This window comes from Natrinema marinum, from assembly GCF_024296685.1.
GTDB classification, from domain to species: Archaea; Halobacteriota; Halobacteria; order Halobacteriales; family Natrialbaceae; genus Natrinema; species Natrinema marinum.
The window spans coordinates 3,483,902-3,503,206 of record NZ_CP100763.1 but is presented as its reverse complement, the minus strand read 5'-3'; the positions used below and the strand labels follow the sequence as shown (position 1 = coordinate 3,503,206).

Sequence of the window (19,305 nt, the reverse complement as noted above, 5' to 3'; positions counted from 1 at the left end):
CCGCCCTCCGTCGCCCCGCTGATGGCGATGGGTCCGGGCACTGTCCCCGAGCACGTGAACCTGCTCGTCCTCCTCGTCGTCGGCCTGCTGGCCGGCGCGCACTGTCTGGGGATGTGCGGTCCGCTGGTGACGACCTACGCCGACCGGATCGGCGCCGCGAGCGAGAAGCGTCGCGACGACACGCTCACCGGCTACGAAGTGCGCCAGCACGCGCTGTTCAATCTCGGTCGGACGGTCAGCTATGCGGCCATCGGCGGCCTGTTCGGTCTGCTCGGCGCGGTCACGATCGCCTCGAGCGAGGCCGTCGCCGAGCTCGGGAACGGCGTCCGCGGCGCGACGGGGATCCTCGTCGGGATCGCGATCGTCGCGAGCGGGGTCTACTATGTCCGCGGGCGGACTGCAGTCCCCGGCCACAACCTGCCCGTCGTCGGCGCGCTGTTCCGCCGTCTCACGACGTTGCTCTCGAGTCGGGTCGACCGGCTCGCGACCTCGCCGGGGATCGTCGCGCTCGGCGCAGTCCACGGGTTCATGCCGTGTCCGATCATCTACCCGGCCTACCTCTACGCGTTCGCGCTGGGATCGCCGACGCAGGGCGCGCTCTCGCTGGCCGTCCTCGGCCTCGGGACGATCCCGACGCTGTTCGCCTACGGCACGGTCTTGAACACGATCGAACCCGAGACGCGAGTCAGGCTCCACCGCGGGCTGGGCGCGGCGTTCATCGTCCTCGGCTACATCCCGCTCTCGCACGGCCTGATGCTGTACGGCATCCATCTACCGCACGTCCCGCTGCCGTTCGAACCCCTGTTCTAACGATGGGAGATAACTCACGCCCGACCGCACGACCGCACGCATCGCCGTCGAAAGCGGGCGCGCCGACCGCGGAATCGAACGTCCACACCGCGGCCGGAGACGGCTCCGCAGTCGACACCGGTACCTGTGACCTCTGCGAGCTACCGACACCCCCCGAGCCGATCACCGCAGCCGATGTCGACGGCACGTTCTGCTGTCGGGGCTGTCTCGAGGTCTCACGTGCGCTCGAGGGTGCCAACGCGCCCGACGAGTCGGCAGTCCAGTCGCGACTCGACCGACGGAGCGAGGACACCGATCTCGACGCCCTCGAGGGCGAAGACGCCTACCTCGCGGTCGACGGCATGCATTGCTCGACCTGCGAGGCCTTCCTCGAGACGACGGCCGAACGCGAGGATGGCATCCTCGGCGCGACGGCGAGCTACGCGACGGACACGATCCGGCTCGTCTACGATCCCGACCGGCTCGCGGCCGAGGATCTCCCCGACCTCGTCTCTGGCTACGGCTATACCGCGGCCGATCGAGCGGCCGCCGACGGCGACGCGGGCGCCGACGACAGCCTCGCTCGGCTCTTGCTGGGCGGCTTCTTCGGCATGATGGTCATGGTGTGGTACGTTCTCTTTCTCTACCCGACCTACTTCGGCCTCGAGCCTGTCGTCGAGTTCGGCGGCTACGAACTTACCTTCCTGTCGGCGAACATCTGGGCGTTCACCTCGTTCATCCTCTTTTACACCGGGTACCCGATCCTCCGGGGCGCGTCCGTCAGCCTCCGGGCTGGACGGCCGAACATGGACCTACTCGTCGCGACGGCCGCGCTCGGCTCGTATGGCTACAGCGCCGTCGCGCTCGCCCTCGGGGAGAGCCACCTCTACTTCGACGTGACCGTCGCGATCATCCTCGTCGTCACCGCAGGGACCCGCTACGAGAGCTCGGTCAAGCGCCGCGCGACCGGGCTGCTCTCCGAGCTGACCGAGGGGCAGGTCGACGAGGCCCGCCTCGAGCGCGGCGAGACGGTCCCGCTCGAGGCCGTCGATCCCGGCGACCGCCTGCTCGTGCGACCCGGCGAGCGGGTCCCGCTGGACGGCGAAGTCATCGAGGGCACGGCAGCGGTCGACGAGTCGCTCGTGACCGGCGAATCGCTGCCCGTCGGGAAGGGGCCGGGCGACCCGGTCCGGGGTGGCACCGTCGTCACCGACGCGCCGATCGTCCTCGCGGTCGGCGAGGACGCCGAGAGCACCCACGACCGGCTCGTCTCGCTGCTCTGGTCGATCCAGAGCGCCCGCCCCGGCGTCCAGCGCCTCGCGGACAAGCTCGCGACGATCTTCGTCCCGCTGGTGGTCGTCCTCGCCGTCGCGACGGCCGCCGTCACGTTCGCGACCGGCTCGAGCGCGTCGACCGCGCTCTTGCTCGGGCTGACGGTCGTCATCGTCTCCTGTCCGTGCGCACTCGGGCTCGCGACGCCGCTGGCCATCGCCGCGGGCGTCCAGAACGCCGCCGAGCGGGGGATCGTTGTCGCCGCCGAGACGATCTTCGAGGACGCTCGAGACATCGACGTCGTCGTCCTCGACAAGACCGGGACGCTCACGACCGGTCGGATGGCCGTCGAAGCGACACACACCGTCGAGGGCACCGACGCAGACGACCTGCTCCGGCGGGCCGGCGCGGTCGAAGCGCTCACCGAGCACCCGATCGCGGCCGCCGTCGCGGACGCAGCACCCGACGACGCCACCGCCGAGGCCGCGAGCGCCGTCGAGGGCTTCGAACGCGCAGATCGCGGCGTCAGCGGCCTCGTCGACGGCGAGCGCGTCGTCGTCGGCCACCCCGACTACCTTCGCGTGCGCGGGCTCGCGGTTCCGAGCGCCCTCGAGTCGACGATCGACGATGCACGTGCGGCGGGCGACGTCCCGGTCGTCGTCGGCTGGGACGGACGGGCCCGCGGAACGATCGTGGTGGGCGATTCGGCGCGCGAGGATCTCGACGCGGCGCTCGCAACGCTCTCGAGCGGACGGGAGATCGTCGTCCTCACCGGCGACGAGGGGCCGGCCGCCGAGGAGTTCCGCGCGCTCGAGGGCGTCGACGAGGTCTTCGCCGGCGTTCCGCCGGAAGCGAAGGCCGAAACCGTCGACCGGCTCCGCTCGCGGGGAACGGTTGCGATGGTCGGCGACGGGAGCAACGACGCGCCAGCGCTGGCCGCCGCCGACGTGGGCATCGCGATGGGAAGCGGGACGAAACTCGCGACCGACGCTGCCGACGCGGTGATCGTCGGCGACGACCTCGCGGCCGTGGCTGAGACGTTCGATATCGCGTCGAGCACGCGCCGTCGGATCCGCCAGAACCTCGGCTGGGCGTTCGCCTACAACGCGGTCGCGATCCCGCTCGCGGTCGCCGGTCTCCTGAACCCGCTCTTCGCGGCCGTCGCGATGGCGGCGAGCAGCGCGCTGGTCGTCTGTAACTCCGCGCGCTCGATGTGAAGCACAGTCGTCCCCATTCGCGGCCGGCCGGGACCTACTCGTCGCCGTCGTCGGCCGTCACGACCCGCTCGACTTCCCGCCGGTGTCCGTCCTCGTAGACGTAGGTCGTCCCCTCGTCCTCGTCGCGCGTCCGTCGGTGGCTCCCGTCACAGAAAGGAAACGACTCCGAGAGCCCGCACCGACAGACCGCGATATCGCCCTTCTCGTCGTCGATATCCGAGGGGTCGAGCTTCCGCGGTCCCTGTTCCTCGAGTTCGACCAGTCGCGTCATGCTCGCGTCTCCGATCGCCGGCTCCAAAACGCTTCGCTCACAGCGTTCGGGGGGCGCTGCCGAGAGAATAGCTGGCATACCCCACTCGTTACGGGAACGGCAAGGTTCTTGGTACAGGTCTCGGATATCCGAACACAGCTATGTCGCCCGCCGCCGCAACGCCGACTGCGATCGCGCTCGCGGTCGTCAAAACGCTCGTCCTCATCGTCGGCGGCGTCATCTCCTATTTCGCGTACAAGGCCTACCGGCGAACCCGTCAGCCGGCGCTTGGCTATCTCTCGCTCGGCTTCGGCCTCGTCACTCTCGGCCTGGTGCTCGCCGGGATGCTGACCGAAGTGCTCGGCGTGCCGTTGATGACCGGCATCCTGCTCGAGAGCCTGCTCGTGCTGGCCGGCTTCCTCGTGATCGCCCGCTCGCTGTACGTGACCTGATCGCGTCTCGCCGCGCGTTTCGGCCCCCCTCACGTTCCTCTCGGGCACACGGCCGCGTGTTCGAAGCCGACCGCATAGCGGTACCAAATATGTTTGGAGATACCGGTATCCGAGCCCATGATATACGTAGCGATACGGCAGGGACATACGGCACTGAACCACGGCGTTCCGTCCGCCCTGCCGTCGTACCCCCCATTCCTTCCATCCGGTCACGACCAGTGGCCGCGACTCGGCTCGCGTACCGGAGACGAGAGTCGGCCGAACCACACAGACGTAAGTGGGTTCCGGCCCCAGTGGCCCGCATGAACGCCGACCCCGAAAGCGCGACCGCTCGTCGACACCCCGTTTCGAGCCGTACCTGTTCGCCTGCACCGGCGAGTGAACGCCCATGAGCGGAGCCGACGACCCTGATCTGGCCGTCGGTGTAGATGCCTTCACGGAGGAGGGTGCGGGTCTCGAGGTGGCGGTCGTCGGCGCGGGTGCCGTCGGCGCGACCGCGGCTTACGACCTCGCCCGCGAGGGCGCGGACGTGACACTCTACGACCGCGGGAGCGTCGCGAGCGGTTCCACCGGACGCGCGGCGGGGATCTGCTACGACGCGTTTGCGGACGGGCTCGACGCCGAAATCGCGAGCGACGCGATCGAACGCTTCCGCGCGCTGTCGGGCGACGACACCTTCCCGTTCGTCGAGTGCCCCTACGTCTGGCTCGCCCGCGAGGGCGACGACGAACGGGCCGACGCCGTCCGCGAGGAAGTCGCGCGGATGCAGGACAACGGCGTCGTCGCCTTCGAAATGGACGCCGACGCGCTCGCGGACCGGTTTCCGGTCCTGCGAACCGACGACGTTGCGGTCGCGGGGATCGCCGGCGCGGCGGGGTACGCCGATCCGGCCGAGTACGCGGCCTGCCTCGCGGCCGCGGCCACCGGTGCGGGGGCCACCCTCGAGACCGAGACGCCCGTCGAGATCCGATCCGACCCGACGGGGGTGGTCCGTCCGAACGGCGAACTGCACGAGGTCGACGCGGTGCTGGTAGCTGCGGGCGCACACACGAAAGCGCTGCTCGCGGACGCCGGCATCGACCTCGCGATGAAACCCTACCGCGTGCAGGCGCTGGTCTCGAGTGGCGACTTCGCGGAGCCGATGTGTTACGACGCGACCGGCGACTTCTACGTGCGGCCCCACGCTGACGGCCTCCTCGCGGGCGACGGGACCGAGACCCGCGAGGCCGATCCCGACGGCTACGACCGCGATGCGGATGACGGGTTCGCCGACGGTCTTCGAGAGCGGGTCGCACATCGCGTTCCGGCCATCGCGGAGACGGACGCGAGTCTCGAGCGAGCGTGGGCCGGCCTCTGTACCGCGACGCCGGATCGAGATCCGCTGGTCGGAGCGCTCGAGGACGGACTCTACGTCGCGACCGGCTTCCAGGGCCACGGCTTCATGCGCGCGCCGGCGATCGGGGAGCGAATCACAACGGAGATACTGGGCGGGGAAGGGATCGACGCGTTCGATCCGACGCGGTTCGACGGCGACGAGGCGTTCGAGATCGGGGCAGGAATGGCGCTCGAGCCGAACTGAGTCAGTCGTCGAGGGCGACGGGTTCCGTCTCGGTGCTCGCGTCCGACGACGGTTCGTCGGGCGAGTCGACCTCGACCGCGGCGTCGGTCGTCTCGGTTCCCCTCACCGCCGAATCCTTCGGGATCTCGACCGCCAACGTTCCCGTTTCGGAGAGTTTCGCGGTGCCGGCGTCCGGATCGACGACGGCGTCGGCCGGCAGTTCGGCCTCACCGCTCAGGGCCATCCCGCGGCCGGGAAAGCGCATCTCGTGTCCCTCGTGGAACTGGCGGAACCGGTCGATCCGAATCCTGACGGTTCCCTCGAGGTAGCGGACCTGTACGTCGTCGGGTTCGGCACCGGGCGCGTCGAAGACGACGCGGTAGGTGTTGTCGTCCTCGAGGATGTCGACGGGGAGCGAGCGGTAGCTCTGGACGCGGCTGTTCGCGCGGCCGACCTGACGGTACAACGCGTTGCCGACCGACCTGCCGAGATCTTTGAGGGTCACGGGCGGTCACCCCGGGCGGTGCGTGGGAGGCTGACAGCGGTCTCGGGGACCGAGAGAGGGGCGTGGCGATCCATGGAAGAGACGACTCTATCGAGGGCTACGACAGCCGCGTTCATATCCCTTTTGGCAGGTTCAAAAGAAACGTCAGACGAAATCGACTGCGAGGCGGTCGGTCTCGTCGTCCGAGCCGGTCGCATTCGCTCGGTTAGAGCTCCACCCGCTCGAGGCAGTCGGTGCCGCCACAGACCGGACACGACAGCTGCGAGACCTCGAGGTCGTCGGGTACGTCGTAGGTGTAGTGGTTCTCGAAGATGTCGAGAAAGCAGTCATCGTCGGTGCACACGACCTCTTCCGTTGGGGGCATACCCGGTAGTAGCGTCACGACGACCATCAACGTCGGGGTTGCGGCACCCGACGGTGCTCGGTTCGCCTCCACGGGTACCGTCGCGTTCGCACTCGGTTTGCAGGCCACCCCTGTCTGCCGGCCGGTCGAATCACCGCCGGGTGGGACAGCAATGGACGACTCGGCGGGCTCGAGAACTCGCCGAGTCGAGACGGTCGTGTAGTCACCGTTTTAGCCCTCGAGGCGCTATCGGGCGCTATGACCGACCCCGAGACGCTGTCCGTGACGATCGTCGACGGTTACGTCGACGAGCCGGCACACTTCGGGGTGCCGCCGTACATCTCGACGTACCCGCGGTACACGGCCGGGGCGCTCGTCGACGCGGGCGTTCCACGCGAGCGTATCACCTATCACACCATCGACGGTCTCCGCGACGAACCCGACCGGTGGCGGGCCGTCGACGAGGCCGATCTCCTGATCTACCTCGGCGGGATGACCGTCCCCGGCAAGTACGTCGGCGGCACGCCCGCCGAACCCGACGAAGTCCGCAAACTCGCCTGGACCGCCAACGGGACGAGCCTGATGGGCGGCCCCGTCAAGTTCGGCGTCGGCGAGGAAAACGCCGGCGCGACCGAGACCGAACGCCAGGATCTGGACTTCGATTTCGTCGCGAAAGGCGACGTCGAGGCCGCCGTCTTCAACCTCGTCGAGAGCGGCCTCGAGGGCTTCAACAACCGGATGCGCGACATCGAGGAGGTCTCACGGTGGGCACAGGCGGGCGCCTTCATCGTCGAGCAGCATCCGAATCATCCGGACCACCTCATCGCGGAACTCGAGACCTCGCGGGGCTGTGCCTACCGGTGTTCGTTCTGTACGGAGCCGCTGTACGGCAACCCCGAGTTTCGCCCGCCGCCGACCGTCGTCGGCGAGGTCGACGCGCTCTCCGATTACGGCGTGAAACACTTCCGGCTCGGCCGGCAGGCCGACATCCTCGCCTACGGCGGCGACGGCGAAGCGCCGAATCCGGACGCCTTGCGCCAACTCTACGGCGGCATCCGCGAGGTCGCGCCCGACCTCGAAACGCTGCACCTCGACAACATGAACCCCATCACGATCGTCGAGTGGCCCGAAGCCAGCCGCGAGGGGATCCGGATCATTGCCGAGCACAACACGCCGGGCGACACGGCCGCGTTCGGCCTCGAGTCCGCCGATCCGGTCGTCCAGGAGGAGAACAACCTCAACGTCACCGCCGAAGAGTGTTTCGAGGCGGTCCGGATCGTCAACGAGGAAGCAGGGTGGCGTCCCGGGGAGGATCCCGAGGACGCCCCGACCTTCGGCGACGACGCCCCGCGCCGGCTCCCCAAACTCCTGCCTGGCATCAACCTCCTGCACGGGCTCAAGGGCGAGCGCGAGGAGACCTACGAGCGCAACCGGCAGTTCCTCGAGCGGGTCTACGACGAGGGCTACATGCTCCGCCGCATCAACATCCGGCAGGTGATGGCCTTCGACGGCACCGACATGAGCGATACGGGAGCGGAGATCGCAAACGAGCACAAGAAGCTGTTCAAACGCTACAAGCAACGGGTCCGCGAGGAGATCGACAACCCGATGCTCGAGCGAGTCGCACCCCCCGGAACCGTCCTACCGAACGTCCACCTCGAGTACCACCAGGACGGCAAGACCTTCGGCCGCCAACTCGGCACCTACCCGCTGCTGGTCGGCATCCCGGGCGAGCGCGAACTCGGGGAGACGATCGACGCGGCGGTCGTCGACCACGGCTACCGCTCGGTCACCGGCGTCCCCTACCCGCTCGATCTCAACGCGGCTTCGATGGACGAACTCACCGCCATCCCGGGTATCGGCGACCGCACCGCGGGCGACATCGTCATCAACCGCCCCTACGAGTCCGTCGGCGACGCCGACCTCGAGACGGGGTTCGACCTCTCGCAGTTCGTCACGACGCGGCCGCTCGAGCGCGCAGACTGAGTTATCGCCCCTCGCGGCTCGTGAACATCTAACAGTATATCTCCGGGGCGCTCGAGGGCGCAGCGCACACGCCGATTCGCCCGTCAGCCGGCGGCTCGGTGTCGGTAGTTCTATTATGGATGGGGATCTGCACTGAAATAGAGGGTCTACCTGTGGAAATCTCTGACAAACTGCTGTGTCTGTTCAGTACGGACGTTTCGGAGGAGGAGGATCGGTACGTCATCGAAGTCCCGCGTCAGGAAGTCGAGACCGGCGACATCGACCCGGGGGAGGTCTACCGCGTCGCGCTCATCTCGCGCGATGAGACCGCCAGCGACGACGAGACCGCGGCGGCCAGCCAGCCGGCGACCGCGCCGTCGGAGCCCCAGCCGCCGGTCGACGTGGGCGAAACGCGGTACGTCGAGATCGAGGACATCGGCAAACAGGGCGACGGCATCGCCCGCGTCGAGCGCGGCTACGTCATCATCGTCCCCGGTGCCGACGTCGGCGAGCGCGTCAAGATCGAAGTCACCGAAGTCAAATCGAACTTCGCCGTCGGCGAGATCATCGAGGATACCTTTTAAGAACGACCTTTTTTACCGGGGTTGAGGCCGGCGTCGAAGACGCCGGCCGATGCCCCCGGTAAAAATCTCGACCAAAAAGGCCGAGCGCGCCGGTGGCGCGCTCGGTGAAACGGCGCGCGAAGCGCGCCGTACAATAGCTGCTCTCGTAGTTAAGCCGCCAGCTATCGTTCGATCTCGTTACAGAAAGTGGGGCGATCGGACTCGACCATCGGTTAACAAGTGAACGATCAGCCGCAGGTTCGTCTCACTCCTCGAGCGGCGTTCCGTCGACCCGTTTCGCGCCTTCGGAGTCGTGGACGACGACCTCGCCGGGATCGGGATCGGCGGGCTCGTACTCGTCGCGGACCGCGATCGCTTCCTCGAGTTCCCGCACCGCTCGCGCTTTGAGCGCTCGAGCCAGCTCCTCGGCGTCGTCTCTGGAGATGTCGCGGCCGAGGCCCTCGCATTCGTGGGCGCGGACCACGCCGGCTTCATCGACGGCTTCGCCCATCGGCTGGCTGGTGCCCGCGAGCGCGACGCTGAACGGGTAGGTCCGACAGATCAGCGGACGGTCGTCGTGGACGGTACACGCACCGGTGCCCGACTCGTCTTCTTCGTAGAAGGTACAGTCGCCACAATCGTCGGTCTGGAGCGCCCACTCGAAGGTCTCGCCCTCGAGCCCGCCGTTGGCGGTCTCCGAGAGTCCGTAGGGCATGGGACGAGCGATATCGCGCCAGTCGTAGTCGCCGTCGTATTCGTCGCTCGCCTCCAGCGTGCGCACTTCGTCCGGAAACACCGTCGCCGTGTGGTCGTCCTCGGCGTCGGCCTTGCAACAGGCCCCACAGCGGGTACAGTCGAAGCCGATCGACTCGATCGCGTCCGCGAGGTCGTCGATCGCGAGCTGGCGGGCGGTTTCCAGTTCGGCCTCGAGCGATTGCACACCCGAACGTGGGCGCCGAGGCGGAAAAGTCAGTCGTCCGCGGGCGGCGTCGCGCGCTCGCCGTCCCACGCGACCCGTCCCTCGACGGCGAGTTTCTCGAGGTGAGCCACCACCGTCGCCCGCGCAAGGTCGCGCACGCCCGAGAGATCCTTCTTGTATGCCGCGTCGAGGACCCCGTCGAGCGTTTCCGCACCGTCGCGGACGGCCGCGACCACCCGCTCTTCGCGCTCGTCGCGGTGGGCGAGCAGTCGCTCAAGGGCCTCGCGGGGAGCGTCGATCTCCGGGCCGTGACCCGGATGGAGCGCCGGCGGATTCCGCGCCCAGAGCCGGCGCAGCGTCGTCACGTACGCGCGCATGTCACCTTCGGGCGCGCCGACGACGACGCTGCCCTCGCGGACCGCACAGTCGCCACAGACGATCGGGCCGCCGCGACCGACCTCGAGGGCCACGTGGTCCGGGGCGTGGCCGGGCGCGTCGAGGACGCGAACGCGGTCGTCACCGAGCGGAACGGTCGTTCCGGGCGCGAACGTGCGGTCGGGCTCGCGGCCCGTCGCGTCGCGGAAGCGGTCGGTTCGGCCGTACCGGGCCCAGACCGTGGCGTCGGTCTCGTCGGCGTAGGCGTCGACGGCACCGACGTGATCGGGATGCGTGTGGGTGACGAGGACGTGCTCGACGGCGTGGTCGGCGACGAGTCGATCGAGGTCGTCGGTTCGGGCCGCCGGGTCGACGAGGATCGCGGGACCGGTCTCGGACTCGCTGCGTCGCCGCTCGTCGGTCGGAGACGACCCCGATGTCGCTCGGAGCAGATAGGCGTTGGTATCGCCGCTGGGCGCGCGCGTCGCGACCGGGACGACACACCGGCTCACGTGCATACGTCGACAATACGATCGGATGGAAAAGGATGTATCGCCAGAGGCAACGCCGGTCGATCCACCCCCGTTCCCCCGAGCAGTGGACCACAGGTCGGCCGCGGACGAACCGGTCAGTGCTTGAGGAAGTACACCTGTTTCCGGGCGTCACGGAAACTGTATCGCGAGCCGACGAGGCCGACATCCTCGAGCCGGTTGAGCGCGTAGCGAACGGTCCGGTCGGGAAGCAGCGATTCTTCGGCGAGCTGTCCCTGTGAGAGCGGCGAATCGGTCTCCAGCACTTTCGCGACGAGCTTCGCGCTCGGTGGCAGATCGCGGAGGCGGTCGCGGTATTCGTCCTCGGAAAGTGTTTCTTCGGCGGCAGCACCACGGTCCTCGGCTGTACTCGTGCTCATACCTACCTGAGCGGAATCGGTGATGGTAAAGCTTCCCTATATTCAGATACGAATACTGTAGTTTGTATAAGGCGTATGAATGAGGTATTAACACAGAACCTCAGGACCTCGTTTCGGCCCCGTTCACCGCGAGAGCGAGCGGAATTCGAACGCGGACCTGACGGTCGGTCGCGGACGGAGTCCAGTATCGTTTTATCCCATCGGGACAGTAGGTTCGCTCAGTGTGAAAGGACAGGAGTGGTACCAAGCCGACGACGTCGCCGAGGAATACGATGATAAGCGGTTCTCTCGGGGCGGACAGCTGATCGACCGCCGGGAGAAAGAGGCCGTCCTCGAGGCGATCATGCCCGTCGAGGACCGGTCGATCCTCGAGATCGCCTGTGGTACCGGGCGGTTTACCCTCATGCTCGCCCACCAGGGGGCCGACGTCGTCGGGCTGGACATCTCGGCGGCGATGTTACAGCAGGGACGGCGGAAGGCGCGAAACGCCGAGACGGAGGGGACACTCGAGTTCCTCCGCGGCGACGCGGGTCGACTCCCGTTTCCGGACGATCACTTCGATACCGTCGTCGCGATGCGGTTTTTCCACCTCGCGGACGATCCGGAGGCGTTCCTGCGGGAGATGCGACGCGTCTCGCGGGAGCAGATCGTCTTCGACACGTTCAATCGCTTCTCGTCGCGCAGCGTCTACAACTGGGCGCTCCCGATGGGGTCGCGACTGTATTCGAAGAGCGAAGTGGCCGTTTTGCTCGCGAAGACGGAGCTGCGACTCGAGGACGTCGAAGACGACTTCCTCCTGCCGTACGGCCTCTACCGATCGATCCCCAACGGGCTGGCGTCCCCGCTACGGCGGCTCGACGAATCGGTCGGGGAACTCCCGGTCACCGACCACTTCGCGTCGGTGTCGTACTGGAACGCGCGCGTCCGCTGATCGATCCGGGAAAATCCCATCTATTTACTATCAGGAGCCCCTAACGGGCGGTATGGAGCTCTCGGTAGTCGTGTCGACGCTCAACAACCGGGAGCAGTTGCTGTCGTGTCTCGACGCCCTCGCGGAACGAACGCCGCCGTCGACGGAGATCATCGTCGTCAACGGTCCCTCCTCTGACGGGACGACCGGAGTGGTGCGCGAACGCGACGACGTCGACGTCCTCATCGAGATCTCCGAGCGAAACGCCGGCGTCTCCCGAAACGCCGGCCTCGAGCAGGCCACGGGCGAGGTCGTCGCCTTCCTCGATGGCGAGTACACGATCGACCACAGCTGGTATGGGGCCATCGACGAGGAGATCGGCGATGGGACGAACATCGTCACCGGCCCCGTCACCGGCGGCCCCGGCGGGACCGACCTGCGGTCGCCCGAACGGGTCAGCGGCCGAACGGTAACGCGGTTTCACGGCGACAACGTCGCCTTCGAGCGACCGGTCCTCGAGACCTTAGACGGGTTCGACGAGTACCTCGAGGGAGCCGGCGAGCGCGACTGTGCCCACCGTGCGGCTCATCTCGGCTACGAGGTGTCGTGGGACGCGGCGATGGCCGCCCGGTGTGAGGTCGGAACCGACGGCGGCCGGGCGGATCCCGACTGGGGAGAGACCTATCGGTCGATGGCGTACCGGCTCGCGAAAAACTACGGGCCGCGACCGAGCATTGTCGTCCGGACCGGGAACAGCGCCGTCCGAGACGGTGTCGCCGCCGCTCGCCGGCTCGTCTCGGGCGAAGCGACGCCGACTGACTGGTTCTCCGACGGCACCGACGTGAGCAAAAACGTCGCACGCGGGTTGTGGGACGGGATTCGCGCCAGATACGCCGACCGCTCGAAACGACGCAACCCGAACGGGCTCTCGGCGCGCCACGATCGGGCGGTCCAGATCTACGACCGTCGGTGAGCGGCCACAGACGGGAAACTCACTCGCCGCGGAACTCCGGCTCCCTGTCCTCGAGTCGCGCCTCGAACCCTTCTCGGTAGTCGTGGGTGTCGTCGAGTTCGTGACCGAGTTGGCGTTCGTACTCCAGACCCTGCTCTAACGGCATGTCGAGGGCGGCGTTGAGCGCCTGTTTCCCGTTGCGAAGGCCGAGCGGCGCGTTCTCACAGAGATTGTCGGCGAACGCTTTCGTCCGCTCGTCGACCGCGTCGGCGTCGACGACCTCGTGGACCAGCCCCATGTCGGCGGCGTCTTCGGGATCGACCCAGTCGCCGGTCAGGACGATCTCTTTGGCCTTCGAGAGCCCGACCAGACGGGGCAGGCGCTGGGTGCCACCGCCGTGGGGGAAGGTGCCGAGTTTGATCTCGAGCAGGCCGTACGTCGCGTCGCGGCCGATCACGCGGAAGTCACAGGGGAGCGTGAGTTCGAACGCGCCCGCGGGCGCGGCCCGCTTGATACCGGCGACGACCGGCTGGCGGAGGTCCTCGATCGTGTTCAGAACCTCGGGGAAGACGTCGCGGTCGGTCTCGGAGTCGGGTTCGACGCGGCCGCGCATCATGTTCAGGTCCATCCCGGCGGAGAAGACGGGGCCTTCGCCCAGCAAGGTCGCCGCGCGGACGTCGTCGTTCGCGTCGACTCGCTCGAAGGCCTCGATCAGATCCCGCATGAGCGGGACGGTCATCGCGTTGCGCTTGTCCGGTCTCGAGAGGTAGACATCGGCGCGGTGATCGTGCCACTCGATCGCTGCGAGTCCACTACCAACGGATTCCATGGGGGAGAGATCACAAGCGACGTTCTTAGTTATCGGTGAGGGGGAACGTGCTGCCGATATCCGGTCGTCGGTCGATCAGAACAGGCCGATGATAAAGCCGATGCCCATGACGACGAGGACCGCGGCGGAGAAGACGGGAAGGTACGGCGCGTACTGCTCAACCGTCTCCTCGGAGCGCTGATAGCCCGCGATCAGGAGCATCGTCAGCCCGACGATACCGACGATGACCGTGAGCGCGTAGGCGCTCATCAGTTCGAGGCAGTGCGTCGAGCCGGCACAGAGTGCGATGATCTCGAACTCCTCTTCGTGGGCGAATCCGAGGACGAACGCGAACCAGGCGATGCCGAGCAAGCCGCGGTCGGCGTCGCGCTCGTGGCCGCCGTGCGAGTGGCTGTGGTCGTGAGAGTGCTCGAGGTCGCCGTGCGAGTGGCCGTGATCGTGGGAATGGCCGTGATCGTGCGAGTGCTCGGAGTGAGCGCCATCGTGGACGTGCCCGTCGTCGCTGCTCCCGTGCGTGTGGCCGTGGCGGTACTCGCGAACGCCGAGCGCGATGAGCAAGACGCCGGCCACCAGACTCACCGGCCCGCCGATCTGCACGCCGCCGAGGACCGTGATCGGCTCGTTGAGCTGCGTGAGGCCGAAATACCCCTTCGCGTAGAAGAACACCGCCACCATCGCGATGCTGCTCACGAGGTGGCCGACACCGATGATGAGACTCGCCGCGAGACCGTACGCCCACTCGTTGCCCTTGTCGAGCGCGTACGACGCCGCGATCGGCCAGCCGTGACCCGGTTCGATACCGTGGACGGCACCGAGCGCGACGGCGCCCGCGAACAGTCCGAGCGCGTCGCCGGGAATCATCGTGTGTCGGAGCAACCGTGACGGCACGGTTAACGGTTGTTACTACCGAAACGGGGGTTCGATCATACGGGGGACTCTTGTGGAACCGCGACGGTACCAGCGATATGCGAACGTCGCTCAACGTTCCGGACGAGGTCCTCGAGGAGTTCGACCGGATCTGGCGCGAGCAGGGCATCGACAACCGCTCTCGAGCGGTCAGGGAGGCGATGCAGGAGTACATCGAGGCCCACTCACGCCTCGAGGAGACGACCGGCGAGATCGTCGCGCTCGTCGGCTTCGATTACCGTCACCACGACGTGATCGGGGAACTCCACGCCGTCCAGCACGAATATCAGGGCGTGATCCTCAACACGAGCCACACCCATCAGGGCGAGTGGTGTCTCGAGTCGCTGTTCTGTCGCGGGCCGGCCGAACGGGTCCGGGACCTCACCAATAGACTTCGCGACTTCGACGGCGTCCGCCGCGTGAAGGTCATGGTCATCCGCGACGAAGGGGTCTGAGGCCGCCGGTCGCGGCGTCGCGGGAGCCCGCAGTCGGCCCACCGCGCTACTCGAACTCGTAGAGGTCGGTCGAGAGGTAGCGCTCACCGGTGTCGGGGAGGACGACGACGACCAGTTCGTCCGGGTGCTCGGTCGCGTACTCGGCACCGGCGGCCAGCGCCGCACCCGAGGAAATGCCGACCAGCAGCCCCTCGCTGCGGCCCAGCTTCCGGGCCGCGTCTTTGGCTTCGCTCGCCTCGACGGCGCGAACCTCGTCGACGAGTTCGGTCCGGAGGATATCGGGAACGAACCCGGGGCCGATGCCCTGAATGTCGTGGCCCTCGGAACTGCGTTCCGAGAGGGTCGGCGACTCGGCGGGCTCGACCGCGACGGACGTGAGGTCGGTCTTTCCCTGCTCCTCTTTGACGTACTCCGAGACGCCGGTGATCGTCCCGCCGGTGCCGACGCCCGCGACGACCGCGTCGACCGCGCCGTCGGTGGCCGCCCAGATCTCCGGGCCCGTCGTCTCCCGATGGGCCGCCGGGTTTGCCTCGTTCTCGAACTGGCTGGCCAGGATCGCGTCCTCGCGCTCGGCGGCGAGTTCGGCGGCACGCTCGTTGGCCCCGCCCATCCCGTCCTCGGCAGGGGTGAGCTCGAGGTCGGCCCCCAGCGCCCGCAGGAGCTTCCGGCGCTCGACGGACATGGATGCCGGCATCGTCAGCACGCAGTCGTACCCCCGCGCGGCGGACACCGCTGCGAGCCCGATCCCCGTGTTGCCGCTGGTCGATTCGACGACGGTGCCGCCGGGTTCGAGCGCGCCCGCGCGCTCGGCGGCGTCGACGATCGAGCGGGCGATCCGGTCTTTGACCGAGTAGGGGTTCGCCGCCTCGACCTTCCCGAAGCAGTTGTCGGCGAAGGCGTCCAGTCGCAGCAAGGGCGTCTCGCCGATCAGTTCGTCGACGCGCTCGGCGGCGTCGATGTCGGCCGCGGATTCGAGACTCGAGTCCATGGGGCAAGACATTCGGGAGAACCGCGGTACGGTTTGCCCCGAACCGGTTCGGTCGACAGCGTACCCGTGCAGGGTCAAAGGGCCGTTTGAGCTTGGGTCGTGCTTTTCCCCGTTCCCCCTGACGTGTGAGTATGGATCGACGACAGTTCCTCGCGGCATCGACGGTCGGACTCGCGGCCGCGGTGGCGGGCTGTGCGGGAAGCCCGCTCAGTACTGACGGTGGCGATTCGGACGGGAACGGCACTCAGAGCGCCGATCGAGGCGAGATCACGGTCAGCGCCGACGGCGCAGTCGAAGCGCAACCGGATCGGGCGATCGTCAGCGTCGGCGTCGAGGCCGGCGGCGAGAGCGCCGAGGCCGTCACCGACGAACTGGCGACGGGAGCCGAACGGCTCCGCGCGGCGTTCGACGAACTGGGGATTGCCGACGAAAACGTCGAGGAGGGCCAGTACCGGATCTCCCCGGTCCGCAGGCGAACCGGCGAGTCGGCGGGGTTCGAAGGAACCCACTCGTTCGAGGTGACGCTGACCGACGTGGACCGCGTCGGCGAGGTCATCGACGCGGCGGTCGCCGCGGGCGCGGACGACGTGGGCTACGTGAACTTCACCCTCCAGCAGGAGACGCGCGCCGAACTCCGAAAGGACGCGATCGACGCGGCGCTGGCAAACGCCGACGCGGAGGCAGCCCACATCGCCGACAACCGCGGCGTCAGCCTCGCGGGGACGACGGCCGTCACGACCGGCGGCGTGCAGGTCCACCCGGTCCGACAGGAGGCCGTGACGAGCGGCGACGCGGCCGGCGGCGCGCCGCCGACGGAGATCGACGCCGACCCCGTCAGCGTCAGCGCCAGCGTGACCGTCACGTACGCGTTCGCCGAGTGATCGCGCTGGCCGCGAGAACGGTGCTGGCGGGCCCCCTCCCGTCCCCTCGCCATCGCTTTCGGCCGGCCTAAAATCGAACGACTTTTGGATTATTAGGCGAGCCTAAACCGCATGGATACGACACGGCAGTTCGGCTCGAGTCGGCGAACGTTCGTGACGGCAGGGATCGCAGCCGGAGGAGCGGCGCTGGCCGGCTGTATCGGCGACACCGGCTCGGAGAACGGAAACGGGAGTGGAGACGGCTCGTACACGGTGTCGATGGCACCGATGGGGGAGATGGAGTTCGACGCCGTCCCCGAGGACGCCTTCGTCACGTTCACGCAGTACGCGGACATGGCGGTCGCGCTCGGTCACGGTGACGCGGTGAGCACGCTCTTCGCCCCCGAGATGTCGGGGACGACGATGAACAAGTTTTACGAGCGGCTCCCGGGCGTCTCCTTCGACTGGGAGGGACTCGAGAACCCGCTCGAGAACGGCGTGACCAAGGAGCAACTCTACGGCGCGGAGAGCGACGTGCACTTCCTCGACCCGTCGTACGTGCTGACGACCCAGAACGACTGGGACGCCTCGGACATCGAAGAGATCGCCGACACGGTCGCGCCGTGGGTCGGCAGCTATCACAGCGGCGTCCACAGCGAGCCCGCCGACGCGTACGCCGACAGCTACGAGTACTACACGCTCTGGGAGCTCTTCGAAAAGGTCGCGGCCGTCTTCCAGGAGCGGGAGCGCTACGAGGCGCTCCGGGGGGTCTACGAGGACACCCTGTCCCGGATCGAGTCGGACCTGCCGCCCGAAGACGAGCGGCCGACGGTCGCCCGCGTCACGCTGGGCGACGGCGTATTCTACTCCTATCACCTCAACACGCCGGGCTTCTGGCAGGCCGAGACGCGACCGCTCGGCGCACGCGACGCGCTCGCCGACGTGGAGTGGTCGGGCGACTGGGGCACCGTCAGCTACGAGACGATGCTCGAGGCCGACCCGGACGTCGTCCTCCACCTCTGGGGGATCACCTCGAGCTACGCCATCGGGGACATCCGCCAGCGTCTCGAGTCCCACGCCGCCGGCAGCGAACTCGCGGCGGTACAAAACGATCGCGTCGTCGCCAGCGGGATGCGCTACCAGGGACCGATCATGAACCTGTTCCAGCTCGAGATGACCGCCAAGCAGCTCTACCCCGAGCAGTTCGGCACGTGGCCGGGCTACGAATCCGGCCAGCCCTATCCGGAGATTCCGGAAGACGAACGCCTGTTCGACCGCGAGCGGGTCGCGAACGTCGTCAGCGGAGCAGCTACCGATGGGCAGTGAGAACGCCGCGTTCGACGCCGACACGGACCGCGACGCCGCGGTCGCCGTCGTCGGCGGCGGCCCCGCCGGCTGTTCGGCCGGCGTCTACACCGCCCGCGCGGGCCTCGAGACCGTCCTCTTCGATCGCGGGCCGTCCTCGCTGCGTCGGTGTGCCTCCCTCGAGAACTACCTCGGCTTCCCCGCGATCGACCCCGAGACCTTCCTCGCGTTGGCGCGAGACCACGCCGACACCGCGGGCTGTCGGATCGAGGACGATCTGATCGAGTCGGTAACGGCGCTCGAGGGCGGGGGCTTTCGGCTCGAGCCACAGGAAAGCGATCCCGTCACGGCCCGGTTCGTGATCGCCGCGACGAAGTACGACGGCTCGTATCTCCGCGGGCTCGACGAGGACGCGATGTTCGTCGCCGAGGGGGCCGACGACGCCGACGAGCGGTTCGACCGCGACTATCCCGACGCCGACGGTCGCACGCCCGTCGACGGGCTCTACGTCGCCGGGCCGCTCGCGGGCTGTGGCGATCAGGCGATCATCGCGGCCGGCCACGGTGCGTCGGTTGCCCGCACGCTGCTCCGGGAGTTGCGCGAGGACGAGGGCTACTGGGGCCGCTTTGCCACCCACTACGACTGGCGGCGCAAAGCCGAAAACCGTCGAGACGAGTGGGCCGATCCCGAACGATGGGTCGAGCTGTTCGAGGGAGCAGCAGCCGACGATCGCGAGCCCGAGACGGTCCGCCGCCTGGCCGAAACCTACGCCGCGGACCGCGACGCGGCCTACGTCGATTCGGCGACCGCGACCGAGCGCGCCGAACGGGGACAACGGCGGCTCGCGGCCGCGCTCGACGACGACGTGCTGCTCGAGGCCGTCGACGACGAGGCGATCCGGGAACGGGCTGTGGCACTCGAGCGGTCCGGATCCGCGGCTGACCGGTAAGCGTTCGAGACGGAGATCGGTCAGTGCCGGTCA

The 19,305-nt window shown here is 68.1% G+C and carries 21 protein-coding genes; 12 read left to right on the top strand and 9 right to left on the bottom strand.

Annotated features, from left to right (window positions below; all coding sequences use genetic code 11):
• The first annotated feature begins 21 nt into the window (after positions 1–21).
• Together NKH51_RS17325 and NKH51_RS17320 are read left to right on the top strand one after the other, a co-directional pair.
• A complete protein-coding gene (locus NKH51_RS17325; protein WP_254762921.1) occupies positions 22–810 on the top strand; it encodes a sulfite exporter TauE/SafE family protein in 789 nt (262 codons plus the stop codon).
• Between the two features lie 2 nt (positions 811–812).
• Positions 813–3,278 (top strand): heavy metal translocating P-type ATPase, encoded by a 2,466-nt coding sequence (locus NKH51_RS17320; RefSeq protein WP_254762920.1) that lies wholly within the window; start codon positions 813–815, stop codon positions 3,276–3,278.
• Between the two features lie 34 nt (positions 3,279–3,312).
• Here NKH51_RS17320 and NKH51_RS17315 read toward each other — a convergent pair whose 3' ends face one another.
• Positions 3,313–3,549, bottom strand: coding sequence for a CDGSH iron-sulfur domain-containing protein (locus NKH51_RS17315; RefSeq protein WP_254762919.1), 237 nt, complete (start codon positions 3,547–3,549; stop codon positions 3,313–3,315).
• Positions 3,550–3,689: 140 nt separating this feature from the next.
• Between NKH51_RS17315 and NKH51_RS17310 the strand changes: the two genes are divergently transcribed.
• Positions 3,690–3,980, top strand: coding sequence for a DUF7521 family protein (locus NKH51_RS17310; RefSeq protein WP_254762918.1), 291 nt, complete (start codon positions 3,690–3,692; stop codon positions 3,978–3,980).
• A gap of 388 nt (positions 3,981–4,368) precedes the next feature.
• A complete protein-coding gene (locus NKH51_RS17305; RefSeq protein WP_254762917.1) occupies positions 4,369–5,559 on the top strand; it encodes an NAD(P)/FAD-dependent oxidoreductase in 1,191 nt (396 codons plus the stop codon).
• A 1-nt stretch (position 5,560) separates the two neighbouring features.
• Here NKH51_RS17305 and NKH51_RS17300 read toward each other — a convergent pair whose 3' ends face one another.
• Together NKH51_RS17300 and NKH51_RS17295 are read right to left on the bottom strand one after the other, a co-directional pair.
• Positions 5,561–6,043 (bottom strand): Hsp20/alpha crystallin family protein, encoded by a 483-nt coding sequence (locus NKH51_RS17300; protein WP_254762916.1) that lies wholly within the window; start codon positions 6,041–6,043, stop codon positions 5,561–5,563.
• Between the two features lie 205 nt (positions 6,044–6,248).
• Positions 6,249–6,407 (bottom strand): DUF7559 family protein, encoded by a 159-nt coding sequence (locus NKH51_RS17295; protein WP_254762915.1) that lies wholly within the window; start codon positions 6,405–6,407, stop codon positions 6,249–6,251.
• A 237-nt stretch (positions 6,408–6,644) separates the two neighbouring features.
• On the opposite strand from NKH51_RS17295, the gene NKH51_RS17290 reads away from it, so the two are divergent.
• Together NKH51_RS17290 and NKH51_RS17285 are read left to right on the top strand one after the other, a co-directional pair.
• Positions 6,645–8,372 (top strand): radical SAM protein, encoded by a 1,728-nt coding sequence (locus tag NKH51_RS17290; protein ID WP_254762914.1) that lies wholly within the window; start codon positions 6,645–6,647, stop codon positions 8,370–8,372.
• A gap of 152 nt (positions 8,373–8,524) precedes the next feature.
• Positions 8,525–8,935, top strand: coding sequence for a TRAM domain-containing protein (locus NKH51_RS17285; protein ID WP_254762913.1), 411 nt, complete (start codon positions 8,525–8,527; stop codon positions 8,933–8,935).
• Between the two features lie 244 nt (positions 8,936–9,179).
• Here the strand turns inward: NKH51_RS17285 and NKH51_RS17280 are convergent, their stop codons facing one another.
• The 3 genes from NKH51_RS17280 to NKH51_RS17270 form a co-directional block, all read right to left on the bottom strand.
• On the bottom strand, positions 9,180–9,854 hold the full coding sequence (locus NKH51_RS17280) for a YkgJ family cysteine cluster protein (RefSeq protein WP_254762912.1): 675 nt from the start codon (positions 9,852–9,854) through the stop codon (positions 9,180–9,182).
• Positions 9,855–9,883: 29 nt separating this feature from the next.
• Entirely contained in the window at positions 9,884–10,726 is an 843-nt protein-coding gene (locus NKH51_RS17275) for an MBL fold metallo-hydrolase (protein WP_254762911.1), read from the bottom strand.
• A 110-nt stretch (positions 10,727–10,836) separates the two neighbouring features.
• Positions 10,837–11,118: a MarR family transcriptional regulator gene (locus tag NKH51_RS17270; protein ID WP_254762910.1), complete on the bottom strand. Its 282-nt coding sequence runs from the start codon at positions 11,116–11,118 to the stop codon at positions 10,837–10,839.
• A 223-nt stretch (positions 11,119–11,341) separates the two neighbouring features.
• Here NKH51_RS17270 and NKH51_RS17265 point away from each other — a divergent pair, with 223 nt between their 5' ends.
• Both NKH51_RS17265 and NKH51_RS17260 read left to right on the top strand, forming a co-directional pair.
• On the top strand, positions 11,342–12,049 hold the full coding sequence (locus NKH51_RS17265) for a class I SAM-dependent methyltransferase (RefSeq protein ID WP_254762909.1): 708 nt from the start codon (positions 11,342–11,344) through the stop codon (positions 12,047–12,049).
• 52 nt (positions 12,050–12,101) lie between these two features.
• Positions 12,102–13,001, top strand: a complete 900-nt coding sequence (locus NKH51_RS17260; protein WP_254762908.1) for a glycosyltransferase family 2 protein — start codon at positions 12,102–12,104, stop codon at positions 12,999–13,001.
• Positions 13,002–13,020: 19 nt separating this feature from the next.
• Here the strand turns inward: NKH51_RS17260 and NKH51_RS17255 are convergent, their stop codons facing one another.
• Together NKH51_RS17255 and NKH51_RS17250 are read right to left on the bottom strand one after the other, a co-directional pair.
• Positions 13,021–13,809 (bottom strand): enoyl-CoA hydratase/isomerase family protein, encoded by a 789-nt coding sequence (locus tag NKH51_RS17255; protein ID WP_254762907.1) that lies wholly within the window; start codon positions 13,807–13,809, stop codon positions 13,021–13,023.
• Between the two features lie 75 nt (positions 13,810–13,884).
• Positions 13,885–14,670 (bottom strand): hypothetical protein, encoded by a 786-nt coding sequence (locus NKH51_RS17250; protein ID WP_254762906.1) that lies wholly within the window; start codon positions 14,668–14,670, stop codon positions 13,885–13,887.
• A gap of 104 nt (positions 14,671–14,774) precedes the next feature.
• Here NKH51_RS17250 and NKH51_RS17245 point away from each other — a divergent pair, with 104 nt between their 5' ends.
• Positions 14,775–15,170 (top strand): CopG family ribbon-helix-helix protein, encoded by a 396-nt coding sequence (locus NKH51_RS17245; protein WP_254762905.1) that lies wholly within the window; start codon positions 14,775–14,777, stop codon positions 15,168–15,170.
• 46 nt (positions 15,171–15,216) lie between these two features.
• Here NKH51_RS17245 and cysK read toward each other — a convergent pair whose 3' ends face one another.
• Entirely contained in the window at positions 15,217–16,158 is a 942-nt protein-coding gene (gene cysK / locus NKH51_RS17240) for a cysteine synthase A (protein ID WP_277998680.1), read from the bottom strand.
• 131 nt (positions 16,159–16,289) lie between these two features.
• On the opposite strand from cysK, the gene NKH51_RS17235 reads away from it, so the two are divergent.
• The 3 genes from NKH51_RS17235 (at position 16,290) to NKH51_RS17225 (ending at position 19,272) form a co-directional block, all read left to right on the top strand.
• On the top strand, positions 16,290–17,039 hold the full coding sequence (locus tag NKH51_RS17235; RefSeq protein WP_254762904.1) for an SIMPL domain-containing protein: 750 nt from the start codon (positions 16,290–16,292) through the stop codon (positions 17,037–17,039).
• 111 nt (positions 17,040–17,150) lie between these two features.
• Positions 17,151–18,344 carry an ABC transporter substrate-binding protein gene (locus NKH51_RS17230; RefSeq protein ID WP_254762903.1) on the top strand — a complete coding sequence of 398 codons (1,194 nt, stop codon included), beginning with the start codon at positions 17,151–17,153 and terminating at the stop codon, positions 18,342–18,344.
• Positions 18,334–19,272, top strand: a complete 939-nt coding sequence (locus tag NKH51_RS17225) for an NAD(P)/FAD-dependent oxidoreductase (protein ID WP_254762902.1) — start codon at positions 18,334–18,336, stop codon at positions 19,270–19,272. Before NKH51_RS17230 ends, NKH51_RS17225 begins: the two co-directional genes overlap by 11 nt.
• The last annotated feature ends 33 nt before the right edge of the window (positions 19,273–19,305 follow it).